This window comes from Hydrogenophaga sp. (assembly GCF_026125785.1).
Taxonomy (GTDB): domain Bacteria; phylum Pseudomonadota; class Gammaproteobacteria; order Burkholderiales; family Burkholderiaceae_C; genus Hydrogenophaga.
In genome coordinates this window covers 34,915-48,972 of the sequence record NZ_JAHCKL010000023.1, presented here as the reverse complement: position 1 = coordinate 48,972, position 14,058 = coordinate 34,915, and the positions used below count along the sequence as shown (strand labels likewise).

Annotated in this window: 14 protein-coding genes; 3 read left to right on the top strand and 11 right to left on the bottom strand. The window is 66.8% G+C overall.

The window, feature by feature from the left end; genetic code table 11:
• Positions 1-126: 126 nt before the first annotated feature.
• Together KIT53_RS17285 and gshA are read right to left on the bottom strand one after the other, a co-directional pair.
• Positions 127-1,995: a potassium transporter Kup gene (locus KIT53_RS17285; RefSeq protein WP_297755176.1), complete on the bottom strand. Its 1,869-nt coding sequence runs from the start codon at positions 1,993-1,995 to the stop codon at positions 127-129.
• Positions 1,996-2,128: 133 nt separating this feature from the next.
• Positions 2,129-3,421, bottom strand: a complete 1,293-nt coding sequence (gshA, locus tag KIT53_RS17280) for a glutamate--cysteine ligase (protein ID WP_297755173.1) — start codon at positions 3,419-3,421, stop codon at positions 2,129-2,131.
• Positions 3,422-3,538: 117 nt separating this feature from the next.
• On the opposite strand from gshA, the gene KIT53_RS17275 reads away from it, so the two are divergent.
• On the top strand, positions 3,539-3,829 hold the full coding sequence (locus KIT53_RS17275; protein WP_297755170.1) for a hypothetical protein: 291 nt from the start codon (positions 3,539-3,541) through the stop codon (positions 3,827-3,829).
• Positions 3,830-3,841: 12 nt separating this feature from the next.
• On the opposite strand, the gene KIT53_RS17270 is transcribed toward KIT53_RS17275, so the two are convergent.
• Complete coding sequence (locus KIT53_RS17270; RefSeq protein ID WP_297755167.1) at positions 3,842-3,967, bottom strand: hypothetical protein; 126 nt, start codon at positions 3,965-3,967, stop codon at positions 3,842-3,844.
• Positions 3,968-3,971: 4 nt separating this feature from the next.
• A complete protein-coding gene (locus KIT53_RS17265; protein ID WP_297755164.1) occupies positions 3,972-4,253 on the bottom strand; it encodes a DUF2277 domain-containing protein in 282 nt (93 codons plus the stop codon).
• A 136-nt stretch (positions 4,254-4,389) separates the two neighbouring features.
• Between KIT53_RS17265 and KIT53_RS17260 the strand changes: the two genes are divergently transcribed.
• On the top strand, positions 4,390-5,376 hold the full coding sequence (locus KIT53_RS17260; protein ID WP_297755161.1) for an oxidoreductase: 987 nt from the start codon (positions 4,390-4,392) through the stop codon (positions 5,374-5,376).
• A gap of 9 nt (positions 5,377-5,385) precedes the next feature.
• Here the strand turns inward: KIT53_RS17260 and KIT53_RS17255 are convergent, their stop codons facing one another.
• Positions 5,386-6,810 (bottom strand): glutamate-5-semialdehyde dehydrogenase, encoded by a 1,425-nt coding sequence (locus KIT53_RS17255; RefSeq protein ID WP_297755158.1) that lies wholly within the window; start codon positions 6,808-6,810, stop codon positions 5,386-5,388.
• An 82-nt stretch (positions 6,811-6,892) separates the two neighbouring features.
• Between KIT53_RS17255 and KIT53_RS17250 the strand changes: the two genes are divergently transcribed.
• Positions 6,893-8,044: an acyltransferase gene (locus tag KIT53_RS17250; protein WP_297755156.1), complete on the top strand. Its 1,152-nt coding sequence runs from the start codon at positions 6,893-6,895 to the stop codon at positions 8,042-8,044.
• A 26-nt stretch (positions 8,045-8,070) separates the two neighbouring features.
• Here the strand turns inward: KIT53_RS17250 and KIT53_RS17245 are convergent, their stop codons facing one another.
• The 6 genes from KIT53_RS17245 to KIT53_RS17220 form a co-directional block, all read right to left on the bottom strand.
• Positions 8,071-8,544, bottom strand: a complete 474-nt coding sequence (locus KIT53_RS17245; RefSeq protein ID WP_297755232.1) for a CreA family protein — start codon at positions 8,542-8,544, stop codon at positions 8,071-8,073.
• Positions 8,545-8,600: 56 nt separating this feature from the next.
• On the bottom strand, positions 8,601-10,055 hold the full coding sequence (locus tag KIT53_RS17240) for an aldehyde dehydrogenase (protein ID WP_297755153.1): 1,455 nt from the start codon (positions 10,053-10,055) through the stop codon (positions 8,601-8,603).
• Positions 10,056-10,263: 208 nt separating this feature from the next.
• Complete coding sequence (locus tag KIT53_RS17235) at positions 10,264-11,079, bottom strand: ABC transporter ATP-binding protein (protein ID WP_297755152.1); 816 nt, start codon at positions 11,077-11,079, stop codon at positions 10,264-10,266.
• Positions 11,076-11,867, bottom strand: coding sequence for an ABC transporter ATP-binding protein (locus KIT53_RS17230; RefSeq protein WP_297755150.1), 792 nt, complete (start codon positions 11,865-11,867; stop codon positions 11,076-11,078). Before KIT53_RS17230 ends, KIT53_RS17235 begins: the two co-directional genes overlap by 4 nt.
• A gap of 224 nt (positions 11,868-12,091) precedes the next feature.
• Positions 12,092-13,120 (bottom strand): branched-chain amino acid ABC transporter permease, encoded by a 1,029-nt coding sequence (locus tag KIT53_RS17225; RefSeq protein WP_297755147.1) that lies wholly within the window; start codon positions 13,118-13,120, stop codon positions 12,092-12,094.
• Complete coding sequence (locus KIT53_RS17220) at positions 13,117-14,019, bottom strand: branched-chain amino acid ABC transporter permease (RefSeq protein WP_297755144.1); 903 nt, start codon at positions 14,017-14,019, stop codon at positions 13,117-13,119. Before KIT53_RS17220 ends, KIT53_RS17225 begins: the two co-directional genes overlap by 4 nt.
• Positions 14,020-14,058: the final 39 nt, after the last annotated feature.

The window sequence follows — 14,058 nt, the reverse complement described above, 5'->3', positions numbered from 1 at the left end:
GCTCGGACCAACCTACCCCGCTCGGGCTAAACCTACCCCGTTCGAGCTGAGCCCACCCTGTCCGGGCTGAATCCACTCCGTTCGGGCTGAGCCTGTCGAAGCCCTTGCCAGCATCTGCGCAAGCCCTCAGATCTCCACCTTGGACCCCAACTCGATCACCGCGTTGCTCGGCAGGTTCAGGAATTCCGCCGCCGCGCTGGCGTTGTGGTGCATCTGGGCAAAGAGCTTTTCGCGCCAGGGCATCATGCCGCTGCCCAGGGTGGGCACGACGACGTCGCGAGAGAGGAAGTAGCTGGTGGTCATGGGGCCGACTTCGCAACCGCGCCCGCGCAAGGCCTCCAGGGCCTCGGGCAGGTCCAGGTCGTTCTTGAAGCCGTAGTGGACGATGACCTGCCAGCAGTCGTGGCCCAGGGGTTCTATCTGCAGGCGTTTCTCCAGTCCGATCCAGGGCACCTCGTGGGCGCGCACGGTGACGAACAGGTTCTGTTCATGCAGCACCTTGTTGTGCTTGAGGTTGTGCAGCAGCGCGGCGGGTACGGTGCCGGCGTCGGCGGTGAGGAAAACGGCCGTGCCTTCCACGCGCGCGGGCGGTGCGATGAACACCGCGTCCAGGAAGCTGCCGAGCTCGATGGACTCGGCGTGCTGCTTCTCCAGCATCAGTTCGCGCCCGCGCTTCCAGGTCATCATCAGCGTGAACACCGCGCCGCCGATGAGCAGCGGAAACCAGCCACCGGCAAAGAGCTTGAGCAGGTTGGAGCTGAAGAAGGCGAGGTCCACCAGGAAGAAGAAACCGGTGGCGGCCAGGCACACCCAGAGCGGGTACTTCCACGCGTAGCGGATCACGTAGAAGGTGAGCACGGTGGTGATGAGCATGTCCAGCGTGACCGCAATGCCGTAGGCGGCCGCGAGGTTGGACGAGGAGCGGAACATGACGACCGCGAGCACGATGGCGGTGAACAGGCCCCAGTTGACGAAGGGCATGTAGATCTGGCCGGTGTGGCGCACGCTGGTGTGCAGCACTTTCAGGCGCGGCAGGTAGCCGAGCTGGATGGCTTGCTTGGTCACGCTGAAGGCGCCTGTGATGAGGGCCTGCGAGGCGATCACGGTGGCCAGTGTGGCCAAGCCCACCAGCGGCAGCAGCAGCCACGACGGCGCCATGTTGAAGAAGGGGTTCTTCACCGCTTCGGGGTCGGCCAGCAGCAGCGCGCCCTGGCCAAAATAGTTCAGCGTGAGGCAGGGCATGACGACCAGGAACCAGGCCAGCCGGATGGGCCGCTTGCCGAAGTGGCCCAGGTCGGCGTAGAGCGCTTCGGCACCGGTGACGCACAGCACGACGGCGCCCAGGATGATGAAGCTGGTGCCGGGGTGTTCCCACAAGAAGCGCAGCGCGTGCAGCGGGCTGAGCGCGCCCAGGATCTCCGGGTGGTCCAGGATCTGCACCACGCCCAGGGCCGCGATGGTGAGGAACCAGGTGAGCGTGACGGGCCCGAAGAAGCGGCCGATGCCACTGGTACCGCGCTTCTGCACAACAAAGAGGATGAACAGCACCAGCAGGGTAATGGGCACCACATAGTGGCGGAAGTGGGGCGAGACCACCTCCAGGCCTTCGACCGCGGACAGCACCGATATGGCCGGGGTGATGACGCCGTCGCCATAGAACAGCGAGGTGCCGAAGATGCCGACGGTGAGCAGGGTGCTGCGCAGCGCGGGCCGGTCTTTCACGGCCGTGGAGGCCAGCGCCAGCATGGCGATGAGCCCGCCTTCGCCGTTGTTGTCGGCCCGCAGCACGAGGGCGACGTACTTGAGGGAGACGATGACGGTCAGTGTCCAGAACAGGATGGACAGGATGCCGTAGACGTTGGCATGGGTGAACGGGACGTGGCCGGACCCGAATATTTCCTTGACGGCGTACAGCACGCTGGTGCCGATGTCGCCGTACACCACGCCGATGGCGCCCAGGGTGAGCGCTGCGAGGGACGATCTGGAGGCAGACACAAAACAACCCCGGCCTGACGGCCGGGGTTCCGTTGTCGTGGGAACCCGGGATTTTGCGCCCGTGACCCTGCCTTGTCCGTGGACGCCGACCTCTAGACGGGGTCACTCCCGCTGGATGTGGCGCCGGTGCAACTCATTCGTAGACTTCGGCGTTGGGGTCCGTGGCTTCGAGTTCGTAGCTGGCGGCGAGCATGGCCAGGCGGCCGATCACGCCGTACATGTAGAAGCGGTTGGGCACGCTGGCGCCGGGTTTGGCACCGGGCTGCGGCAGTTGCGCGCTCTGTTCGAACGCCAGCGGCACGTAGCTGGACCCGGGGGCGTTGAGGTTCTCGTCCACGCCGCGGTCGGCGTGCACGCGGTAGAAGCCGCCCACCACGTAGCGGTCCATCATGTAGACCACGGGCTCGGCCACGGCGCTGTTGATGCGTTCGTTGGTCAGCACGCCTTCCTGGATGATGACCTCGTGCACCTCCTGCCCGGCATGGCCCACCGCCATGCGCGCCTTGGTCTTGGCCGAGAGGTTGTCGATGTCTTTGGCATCGCGCACCGTGAGGATGCCCATGCCGCCCGTTCCGTTGTCGGCCTTGACCACGACAAAGGGCTTCTCGTTGATGCCGTATTCCTTGTACTTGCGGCGGATCTTGCCCAGCAGGGCATCGGTGTTGGTGCGCAGGCATTCCAGGCCGTCAGCGGCGCTGAAGTCCACCTGCCCGCATTGGTTGAACATGGGGTTGATCAGCCAGGGGTCCATGCCCAGCAGCTTGCCGAAGCGCTTGGCGACTTCCTCGTAGGCCTTGAAATGGTGGCTCTTGCGCCGCGTGCCCCAGCCGCCGTGCAGCGGCGGCAGCAGGTACTGCTCGTGCAGGTCTTCCAGGATGCCGGGCACGCCCGCGCTGAGGTCGTTGTTGAGCAGGATGGTGCAGGGGTCGAAGTTCTTCAGGCCCAGCCGGCGCTTGCTGCGGATCAGCGGCTCCAGCGTCACCTTCTCGCCGTCGGGCAGTTCGATGGTGGTGGGCACCTTGATGTCGTTGGAAAGCGAACCCAGGCGGACGTTGAGCCCGGCCATGTAGAAGATACGGCGCAGTTGCGCGAGGTTGCTGAGGTAGAAGATGTCGGTGGTGTTCTCCGGCACCAGCAACAGGTTCTTGGCCTCGGGGCAGATTTTCTCGATGGCGGCCATGGCGGCCTGCACCGCCAGGGGCAGCATCTCCGGCGTGAGGTGGTTCCAGCCGCCCGGGTAGAGGTTGGTGTCCACCGGCGCCAGCTTGAAGCCGGCGTTGCGCACGTCCACAGACGAATAGAACGGCGGCGTGTGCTCCATCCATTCCAGCCGGAACCAGCGCTCGATCACCGGGGTGGATTCGAGGATGCGCTGTTCGAGTTCGTTGATGGGGCCGGTCAGGGCGGTGACGAGGTGCGGGACCATAGAGGGCTTCGGAGCAGCAGAGACAACCAGTGTAATGGGGGCGAATGACGGATTCTTCAAGCCGGCACACGATGGCCGGTTTACCCCAGAATCTGTCCCGAAGGAGGGTGCCGCACCGTGAAAACCATCGCCTTGCTCACCGTGATCGCCGCCTGGGGCAGCGTGCTCTTCCTGCGTCCCGAGGGAACGGGCCTGCGGGTGCTGCTGATGGTGGTGTTCCTGCTGCTGGGCACCCTGTTCACCCTGGCCGGTGGTTTCGCCTACTGGTGGGACGGCGGCATGCGGCCCGACAAGGCCAGCCCCACGGTCCTCATCTGCGGCCTGCTCACGCTGGCCTCCCAGGCGGGCTCATTGTTGCGCGCCGTGTTCGAGGGAGAGGGCGGCACCGAGTGGCCGGGGCGGCGCTGACGGGGAGCGCGATCAGGCCATGACCCGGCATGGGGCCTGCCGGTTGCGGGCCCGGATGCCGAGCACCGCCATCAGCGGGTCGTAGACAGCCATGGTGCGCTCGAAGTCGCTCACACCGACGAAGATGTGGGAGAACATGGCGTCAGCCCCGGCGCCCGTCGGCAAAGCGGGCGAGGGCGCGCGCCTTGGCCCTGGCGGCCTCGACCTCGCGGTTGCGTGGCGCGGCATGGGTGCGCAGGGAAGCGACGAGTTCCCGCGCGGACGCGGCCACCTGCTCCACCGCACGCTCGAAGGCGGCCTCGTTGGCCTGCGATGGGACGTTGAAGCCGCTGAGCTTGCGCACGAACTGCAGGGCGGCATCGCGGATCTCCAGTTCGGTGGCGGGTGGATCGAAATTGAAAAGTGTCTTGATGCTGCGGCACACGGTGGGGTGTCCTTCAGGGATGGCTGTGGCCCTGGCACAGGGAAGAACGTCACGGGCAGGCTGCACGGCCAGCAGGGGTTTGGTTGGACCTATAACATGCGTATTTTCCATTCTGCACCCGCCGAGGAGACCCCAGATGCCGCCACGCACACCCCAGGCCCCGATCCCGTCCGGACTGGGCCGCGCCACCACCGCCCGCGAGGCCGTGGGAGACACGGACCTCTGCGGCAAGCTGGCGGTGGTGACCGCTGGCCATACGGGCATCGGGCTGGAAACCACGCGCGCGCTGGTGCATGCCGGTGCGGCCGTGGTGGTGCTGGCCCGTGATGCCGACAAGGCTCGCCAGGCGCTGGACGGACTGCCACGCACCGAGGCCCATGCGCTCGACCTCGCCGACCCGGACAGCATCGACCGCTTCGCCGACGTCTTTGCCGCCACCGGCCGCACGCTGGATCTGCTGATTGCCAACGCGGGCATCATGGCGGTGCCGCTGGCGCACGATGCCCGGGGGTTCGAGCGCCAGTTCGCCACCAACCACCTGGGGCACTTCCAGCTCGCCGCGCGCCTGTGGCCCGCGCTGAAGCAGGCGGGCCAGGCCCGCGTGGTCGTGCTTTCCTCGCGGGCACACCACCGCTCGGACATTGATTTCGACGACCCTCACTACCAGCACCGCGACCACGACATGTGGCAGGCCTACGGCCAGTCCAAAACCGCCAATGCCCTGTTCGCGCTGGGCCTGGACCTGCAGGCTCAGGCACATGGCGTGCGCGCCTTCTCGGTCCACCCGGGCTCCATCCTGACGGGGCTGCAGCAGCACATCGCGGTGAAGGACCTGCAGGCCGCCGGCCTGCGCGATGCGGACGGCCAGATCCCGAAGGAAGCGCTGGGGCGCTACAAGACCGTGGAACAGGGCGCGGCCACCTCGGTGTGGTGCGCCACCAGCCCGAGCCTGGAAGGCATGGGCGGCGTGTACTGCGAGGACTGCGACATCGCGGCGGCGCTCACCGCCGAGGAAAAATCGTCCCGCGGCGCGCGTCCCTGGATTTGCGACCCAACCCGGGCCATGCGGCTGTGGTCGCTCAGCGAGGCCATGACCGGCGTGCGCTTCGACGCCGCGGGCTGAAGGCGCGCCTCAGACCCGCACCTCGCCCTCGCCCAGCACCACGTACTTGAGCGAGGTCAGCCCTTCCACGCCCACCGGCCCACGCGCGTGGAACTTGTCGGTGGAGATGCCGATCTCGGCGCCCAGTCCGTATTCGAAACCATCCGCGAAACGCGTGCTGGTGTTGACCATCACGCTGGCCGAGTCCACCTCACGCAGGAAGCGCTGGGCGTGCACGTGGTTGGTGGTCAGGATGGCATCGGTGTGGTGGCTGCCGTAGCGGTTGATGTGGGCGATGGCCTCGTCCACACCGTCCACCAGCTTGATGCTGACCACGGGCGCGAGGTACTCCTCGCACCAGTCCTGCTCGGTGGCGGGCGCGAGCTTCGCGCCGGGCACGTCCGCCAGCAGCGCCAGGCTTGCCGCGCAGCCGCGCATCTCCACACCTTTGGCCGCGTAGACGGCGCCGATGCGGGGCAGGAAGTCGGCCGCCACGCCGCGCGCCACCAGCAGGCTTTCGGTGGCGTTGCAGGGGCTGTATTTCTGCGTCTTGGCGTTGTCGGCCACGGTGACCGCCATGGCGATGTCGCAGGGGTCGTCCACATAGGTGTGGCAGTTGCCGTCCAGGTGCTTGATGACGGGCACCTTGGCCTCGGCGCTGATGCGCTCGATCAGGCCCTTGCCGCCGCGCGGGATGATGACGTCCACGTACTGGGGCATGGCGATGAGCTGGCCCACGGCCGCGCGGTCGGTGGTGGGCACGAGCTGCACCGCGTCGGCGGGCAGGCCGGCCTCGGTGAGCGCGCGCTGCACCAGCAAAGCCAGCGCACGGTTGGAGTCGATCGCCTCGGAGCCACCGCGCAGAATGCACGCGTTGCCGCTCTTGATCGCCAGCGACGCCGCCTCGATGGTCACATTGGGGCGGCTCTCGTAGATCATGCCGAAGACGCCGATGGGCACGCGCATCTGGCCCACGCGGATACCGCTGGGCATCTGCTTCATGCCGGAGATCTCGCCAATGATGTCCGGCATGGCCGCGAGCTGCTCGCAGCCCTGGGCACAGGTCTCGATGACCTTGGGTGTGAGCTTGAGCCGGTCCACCATGGGATCGGACAGGCCGTTGGCACGGGCACGCTCCAGGTCCTTGGCGTTCTGCACCGCCAGCGGCTCACCGCTCTCGCGCAGCAGTGCGGCCAGGCGGCGCAGCGCACGGCCCTTATCGGCCGCGCTGGCCTTGGCCATGAGCGCCGAGGCGGCCTTGGCCTGCAGCCCCAAGGTGTTCATGAGTTCGGTGGTGTTCGTGGCGTTCATGGTGCCGATTTTCGCACCGGCAGCGCTTTCGCGCTGGGCCCGGGTTGCCCGCCCCTGGGCCGTCCGGCGTAAAAATCCGACCGGTCGGTTCGTGACATATGTGGCACTTCGCGGTCTTCGCGGACGTACGGCCCACCTCAACATGCCTTTGGACACGGGTCAAGGCGCCCCCCGGTTGCTAGCATCAAGCGGGTCGGCACATGCCGCCCTGCACCAGAAAGCCAGCATGCCCAACCAGAAAGAATCCGGTGGAGACCGCATCATCGCTGTCGACGCGCTGCGCGTGATCGTCATCTTCTTCATGATCATGGGGCACACCTCGCCCTTTGAAGACCCGCCGCTGAGCCTGGGCAAGGACCTGGATGGGGCCACCATCCTGAACCAGGCGCTGCGCTTCATCATCCCCTTCTTCTTCGTGCTCGCGGGCTACTTCTGGGGTGCCAAGGTGCGGCAGACCGGCAACGCGTGGAAGGTCTCGGCCCCCATGGTCAAGGGCTTCCTGCTGCTGTTCGTGCTGTGGTCGCTGATCTACCTGCTGCCGGTCAACCTGATCGACTCGCTGCAGTACGGCGCGGCCGGCCCGCTGAAGAAGTTCTACTGGAACGTGATGTTCGCGCTGGACCATCCCATCCGCACGCTGGCCGAAGGCACCATGGGCCACCTGTGGTTCCTGATGGCCATGGTCTGCGCCTTGCTGATCTCCTGTGCCCTGGTGTCTCTGCATATGGAGCGCACCTTGCTGGCACTGGCGGTGGTGCTCTACTTCATCGGCGTGGCCGGTGGCGCTTACAGCGAGACCAGCATCGGCTTCATGTCGGATCTCCAAACGCGCGACGGCCCGTTCTTCGGCCTGCTGCCCTTCGTCCTGGGCTACCACCTGCAGAAATACACCCCCACCCGAGCCTGGTTCTACGCCGGCTCGGCACTGACCCTGGCGGGCTTTGCGCTGCACTTCACCGAACTCAACTACCTGGCCGACCACTGGGGTGCATCCTGGGTACAAGAGTACGTCTTCAGCACCGTGCTGACCGGCCTGGGCGTGGCCCTGATCGCGCTATCCAACCCGCCATCCCTGCGGCTCCCCCGCGTGGCCGCGCTGGGCCCTCTGGTGCTGGGCATCTACTGCTCGCACTACGTTTTCGTCGAGGCCTTGTGGCCGCTGGAGCGCCGCTACGGTGGCCACGAGGTGTGGGACATCGGCTTCGTGGTCATCGTTTTCGTGCTGTCGTTGGCCGCATCGCATCTGCTGGGTCGCTTCAAGTGGACGCGGGCGCTGGTGATGGCGCGCACCCTGCGGCGCAAACCATCGCGCCCGCCAACGCCCCCCGGCGCGGCGCTGCCACCCGGCTTCCACAACAGCGCCAACGGTCCGCTGTAGGCTGAGCAGCCCCGGGCCTGGCCCGCTCAGCGCAGCGGGATCGCGGTGGCCCGGTCCACCGACACCACCGCCACCGAGTTCTGCGGGGAGCCTTCGATCACGCGGTCGGAGTAGGTGAGATACACCAGCGAATGGCGCGCGGGGTCGACCATGCGCACGATGCGCAGACGCTTGAAGATCAGGCTGGTGCGCTCGCTGAAGATTTCCTCCTGCGCCCTGATCGGCTTGGCAATGGCGATGGGGCCGACCTGCCGGCAGGCGATGGACGCCTCCGATTTGTCCTCGGCCAGGCCGAAGGCGCCTTTGAGGCCACCGGTCTTCGCCCGCGAGACGTAACAGGTGACGCCTTGCACGCCAGGGTCGTCATAGGCCTCAACCACGATCTTGTGGTCGGGCCCTATGAACTTGAAGACAGTGTCGACCGAGCCGATTTCCTCGGCCCGGGCGGTGGTGGCAGATGCGGCGATCAGCGCCGCCAGCGCGAAGTACAGGGGTTGCATGGTGGTCATCCGGCAAGTCGTTGGCGAATGACCACACGGTAGCAGGTTCGCCGGGATCAGAACGGGTAGTGGCGCGGGGTGGTCTGCACCGTGATCCAGCGCAGCTCGGTGAACTCGTGGATGCCGGCGCGCCCGCCGAAACGGCCGATGCCGGAACCTTTCACGCCACCGAAGGGCATCTGCGCCTCGTCGTGCACCGTGGGGCCGTTGACGTGGCAGATGCCGCTGTCGATCCTGCGGGCCACGTTGTAGGCGCGCGCAATGTCCTTGCCGAAGACGGACGAGCTCAGGCCGTACTCGTTGTCGTTGGCGCAGGCAATGGCCTCTTCGGTGTTCTTCACGCGCACGATGCACTTGACCGGGCCGAAGGTTTCCTCGCGGTAGATGCGCATCTCGGGCGTGACATGGTCCAGCACGGTGGCGGGCATGAGGGTGTCGGTGCTCTTGCCGCCGCACACCAGTTTGGCGCCCTTGGCCAGCGCGTCGTCGATGAGTTCGTTGCAGAAGTTCACCGTGTTCATGCCAATCACCGAGCCCAGCACCACGGGCTCGGGCTTGCGCGGGTCGCCCACGGGCAGGTTGCGGGCCTTGTCGCCAAACTTCTTCACGAACTCGTCGGCCACCTTGCTGTCGACGATCAGGCGTTCGGTGCTCATGCAGATCTGGCCACTGTTGGCAAAGCAGCCGAAGGCCGCGCCGTTGACGGCGTCGTCGATGTCGGCGTCGTCGAGGATGACCATGGGCGCCTTGCCGCCGAGTTCCAGCACCACGGGCTTGAGGTACTTGGCGCAGGTCATGGCGATGATCTTGCCGACCTTGGTGGAGCCGGTGAAGTTGACGCGCCGCACCGCCGGATGGGCCACCACGGCCTCCACCACCGCGCCGGCGTCGGCCGGGGCGTTGGTGATGTAGTTCACCACGCCGGCGGGAAAGCCGGCGTCCTGGAAGGACTCGACGATGAGCTGGTGCGTGCGCGGGCAGTTCTCGCTGCCCTTGAACACCACGGTGTTGCCACAGGCCAGCGGCACGCAGATGGCGCGCACGCCGAGGATGATGGGAGCGTTCCAGGGTGCGATGCCCAGCACCACGCCCGCGGGTTGGCGCACCCCCATGGCAAGCGAACCGGGGATGTCCGAAGGAATGACCTCACCCGAGATCTGGGTAGTCAGCGCGGCCGCTTCGCGGATCATGCCGGCGGCGAGAAAGCAGTTGAAGCCGGCCCACATCGCGGTGCCACCGGTCTCGGTGGCCACGGCTTCGATGAACTGGGGTGTCTTGGCCTCCAGCGCGTCGGCGGCCTTGAGCAGCAGCGCGCGGCGCTCGCCGGGCCCGGTTTCGCTCCAGGTCTTGAAGGCTTCGGCAGCGGCCTCGACGGCCATCACCGCGTCGGCGGGGCTGGCGGCGGGCGCGCGCGTGGCCACGCTGCCGTCGAGCGGGTTGCGGCGCTCAAAGGTGGCGCCTTTCTCGGCGGTGACCTTGAGGCCGTTGATGAGCATGGACATGTCGGACATGGGGTTCTCCTTTCGTTGCGGTGTGTTTCTCGTGCGGGTTGCTGCGCCTGTCGAAGCCTTCACGCTCTGGGGTGGGCGAGCCCTTCGACAGGCTCAGGGCGAACGGAGCTGGTGTGGTGTCCTGCAAACAGCCACGCCCCATGACATCGATGCATTCGTGTCCAGGGCAAGGCGCAATGTCATGGGCTGTGATTTGCGGGACACCACACTAGGTGGCGGCAACCGCCTTTCGCCGGTTCACCGCATCGGCGGCGTTGGTGGTGCCGGTGGCGGGATCCTTGTCTGCGCCCAGGTAGGCCTCGCGGATGACGGTGGAGCGCGCCAGCAGACGGGCCGGGCCGCTGGCGACCAGCGTGCCGCGCTCCAGCACATAGCCCCGGTCGGCCACGGCCAGCGCCTTCTTCACGTTCTGTTCCACCATCAGCACGGTGGTGCCGGCGTCGGCGATGCGGCGCGCGATGCCCAGCAGTTCGTCCACCATGCGCGGGGCCAGGCCCAGCGAAGGCTCGTCGAGCATCAGCAGGCGCGGTGCGCACATCATGGCCCGGGCCACCGCCACCATCTGCTGCTCGCCACCGCTCATGGTGCCAGCCAGCTGGGTGGCGCGCTCGCGCAGCTTGGGGAAATCGGAGAACGCCTGTTCCAGCCGGCGGGCGCGTTCGGCCTTGGGCACCAGCCAGCCGCCCAGTTCCAGGTTCTCGGCCACCGTCATCTGCGGGAACAATTGCCGGCCTTCAGGTACCAGGGCCACGCCGGCTTCCACGATCTCGTTCGTCTTCTCGGGCAGGGCCTCGCCATCGAACAGCACCGTGCCCTGGCGCGGAATGAGGCCGTTGAGCGCCTTGAGCAACGTGGTCTTGCCAGCGCCATTGGGGCCGAGCACCACGGTCAGGCCGGGCTTGACCTCGAGCTTGAGGTCCCGCAGCACCAGGAAGGCGCCGTAGCCGGCGCTCAGGCCATCCACCTTGAGGTGTGCCTGGTTCGCGCCGCCCAGACGGAAGGATTCCGGTCGGTACCACATCATGCGGACACCTCCACACCCGATTCGCTCATCTCGTCGCCGAGGTAGGCCTCGATCACCTCGGGATTGCGCACCACGGCGCGCGGCGCGTCGTCGGCGATCTTGCGGCCCTGGTGCAGAACGATGACGCGTTCCACATGGCGCAGCAGCGTGGTCACGGCGTGCTCGATCCACACCACGGTGAGGTCCAGCTCGTCGCGCAGCCGGCGGATGAGACGGGCCATGTCCTCCACTTCGTTCTCCGTCAGGCCCGCGGCCACCTCGTCCAGCAGCAACAGGCGCGGCCGCGTGGCCAGCGCCATGCCGATCTCCAGCAGACGTTGCTGCGAGGGCGTGATGGCGGCGGCCGGCAGGTCGGCCTGGTCCGCCAGGCCGATCAGGCCGAGGATGCTATCGGGCGTGCGCAGCACCCAGGGCACGCCGATCTCATCGCCCCAGAAGAGGTACTCGCGCCGCCGCCGGCCCGCGAACTTGAGACCGAAGGCGATGTTGTCGCGCACCCGCATGTCGCCAAAGGTGCGCGGTGTCTGGAATGTGCGGGCCAAGCCATTCGCGGCAAATCGGTGCGGCGCCTTGCCGGCCAGGCTGCGCCCCTGTACCTGGAGCTGCCCGCTCGTGGGCCGGGTAACGCCGGAGATGGCGTTGAAGAACGTCGTCTTGCCCGCACCGTTGGGACCGATGATGCCGACCAACTCGCCGGGCATGAAGGTGGCGCTCACGTGGTCGACGGCGGTAAGGCCGCCGAAGCGCACGGTGATGTCCTGGGCTTGCAGAAGAGGCTGTTTGCTCATGTCAACACCTCCCAGCCATTCGTGCACCCTGAGCACCCAACCAGCGTGCAACCTGAGCACCCAACCACCGTTCGCTCTGAACACCCAACCACCGTTCGCCCTGAGTACCCAACCACCGTTCGCCCTGAGCCTGTCGAAGGGCTCTTGCGATGCGGGTGTGAACGGCCTGCGACAAGCTCCATCCGAACGGAGTTGGTCGGTACCCGCACAGGGAGCGTTTGGCCTCAGTACACATGCCGCGCCTCCCGCTGCTTTTTCTCGCGCTGCTTGCGGCGTTCGGTCTCGCCCGTCAGATCGTCACGGGTCTCCTTCCACCAGGCCTTGCCGTCGCGCCACCAGCCTTTGAAGGTGTCGGCGCGCAGCGAGGCCAATCCACCCGGCAGGTAGAGCACGGAGAGGATGAGCAGCAGGCCCAGGGACATCATGTAGACCTGAGGCACCTGCAGGCGCAGTGTCTCGGCGAGCACGCTGAACACAATGGCGGCGATCAGCGGACCCCAGAGTGTCATGGCGCCGCCGATGAGCGCGATCAGCACCGTCTGGAAGCCGATGAAGGGGTTGAACACGGTGTGCGGGTCGATGTAGGTCCAGCGCACGCTCATGGCCGCGCCAACGGCACCCGCGATGGCGGCGGTGAGCGCGAAGCCGGCGGTCTTGACCAGCCGCGTGTTCACACCCAGGGTCTGCGCACGCTGCTCGTCCGCGCCGATGCCTTGCATGGCCAGGCCAAAGCGTGTGCGGCGGATGCCGATGGAGAGAAATACCGCCAGCACCGCCAGCAGCAGCACGGTGAAGTAGATGGTGTCGCGCTCAGGCACCACCATGAGCACGCGGCCCACGGTGCCGGTGACGCTTTTCTCGAAATAGCTGATGGCGTGGCGGATGAGCTCGGTCATGCCGAAGGTCAGCACCGCGAAGTAGGTGCCGCGCAGGTGCAGCACGGCCAGGCCCATGACGATGGCGACCACCGCCGCGATGCCCGCGCCCGCCGCGATGGCCAGCGGCCAGCTCAGCGTTTCCAGGCCGATGGCGCTGGTGTAGGCGCCGATGCCGAAGAAGGCCGAGGTGGCCAGCGAGAGGTAGCGCGTGGTACCGCAGAACAGCGCCCAGCTCGACGAGAGGGCGATGTACATGAGGCAGGTCAGGGCCATGGAGACGACGAAATCGCTCGCGAAGCCGGGCAGTGCCACGGCCCAGCCGGTGAGGCCGAAGAGCACGAGCAGGTCGCGGATGAGGAATTGCCGGGAGGTCATGCTTTTCGGGTCTTGCGGGAGAACAGGCCCTCCGGACGCAGCAGCAGCACGCCGATGAACACGACGTAGCTCAGCAAGGCCTTGAGCGATGGGTTGGTGAAGTGCATGCCGACGGCCTCGATGACGCCCAGCAACAGGCCGCCCGCGAGTGCACCGCCCATGCTGCCGAAGCCGCCCAGCGTGATGACGATGAGGGCGGTGACGGTGTATGGCTCGCCCATGGACGGGCTGATGGTGTAGGCCATGGACAGCAGGCAGCCGGCCACGCCGGAGAGCCCCAGCCCGATGCCGAACATGAGCGGGTGCAGGCGCTTGGTGTCGATGCCCACGAGCTGCGCACCGACCGGGGACTGCATCAGCGCGCGCACACCCTTGCCCAGCAGCGTCGTGCGCAGCAGCACGATCAACGCGCCCGCGAACAGCAGGGCCAGTGCGAACACCAGCAGCTTGTTCATGGCGAACTGCGCTTGTCCGCCGGGCAGCGGAATGGCCAGCGGCTCGGTGAGGAAGTCGTAGCCGCGCAGGTCACCGCCCCAGATCCAGGAGATGGCGTTCTGCACCAGGAACATCAGGCCGAAGGCCACCATGAGGCCACGCGCCTCGAACACGTCCAGGTTCGGCGAGGTGGCGGTGAGGCGGCGAAAGCACAACCAGTGCACCGCCACGCCAATACCCATGAGCAGCGCGAAGGACACCGGAATCATCCACAGCGGAGAAAGACCGAACGAGGTCTGCACCATCCAGGTGATGAAGGCACCCGCCATGAGGAACTCGCCGTGCGCGATGTTGAGGATGCGCATCAGCCCGTACTGCAGGTTCAGGCCCAGCGCCACGAGCGCATAGATGCCTCCGGTGATGAGGCCGGAGGCGATGAGTTCTATCCAGGCGGAGAAGGACATCGAAGAGGGTAGAGCGAAATTCGACCCGTTCGCCCCGAG

Coding starts and splice junctions, on each gene's coding strand:
- gshA (WP_297755173.1), bottom strand. CDS start 3,421: ATGGTCCCGCACCTCGTCACCGCCCTGACCGGCCCCATCAACGAACTC.
- KIT53_RS17270 (WP_297755167.1), bottom strand. CDS start 3,967: ATGTTCTCCCACATCTTCGTCGGTGTGAGCGACTTCGAGCGCACCATG.
- KIT53_RS17260 (WP_297755161.1), top strand. CDS start 4,390: ATGCCGCCACGCACACCCCAGGCCCCGATCCCGTCCGGACTGGGCCGC.
- KIT53_RS17255 (WP_297755158.1), bottom strand. CDS start 6,810: ATGTTGAGGTGGGCCGTACGTCCGCGAAGACCGCGAAGTGCCACATAT.
- KIT53_RS17250 (WP_297755156.1), top strand. CDS start 6,893: ATGCCCAACCAGAAAGAATCCGGTGGAGACCGCATCATCGCTGTCGAC.
- KIT53_RS17245 (WP_297755232.1), bottom strand. CDS start 8,544: ATGCAACCCCTGTACTTCGCGCTGGCGGCGCTGATCGCCGCATCTGCC.
- KIT53_RS17240 (WP_297755153.1), bottom strand. CDS start 10,055: ATGTCCGACATGTCCATGCTCATCAACGGCCTCAAGGTCACCGCCGAG.
- KIT53_RS17235 (WP_297755152.1), bottom strand. CDS start 11,079: ATGATGTGGTACCGACCGGAATCCTTCCGTCTGGGCGGCGCGAACCAG.
- KIT53_RS17230 (WP_297755150.1), bottom strand. CDS start 11,867: ATGAGCAAACAGCCTCTTCTGCAAGCCCAGGACATCACCGTGCGCTTC.
- KIT53_RS17225 (WP_297755147.1), bottom strand. CDS start 13,120: ATGACCTCCCGGCAATTCCTCATCCGCGACCTGCTCGTGCTCTTCGGC.
- KIT53_RS17220 (WP_297755144.1), bottom strand. CDS start 14,019: ATGTCCTTCTCCGCCTGGATAGAACTCATCGCCTCCGGCCTCATCACC.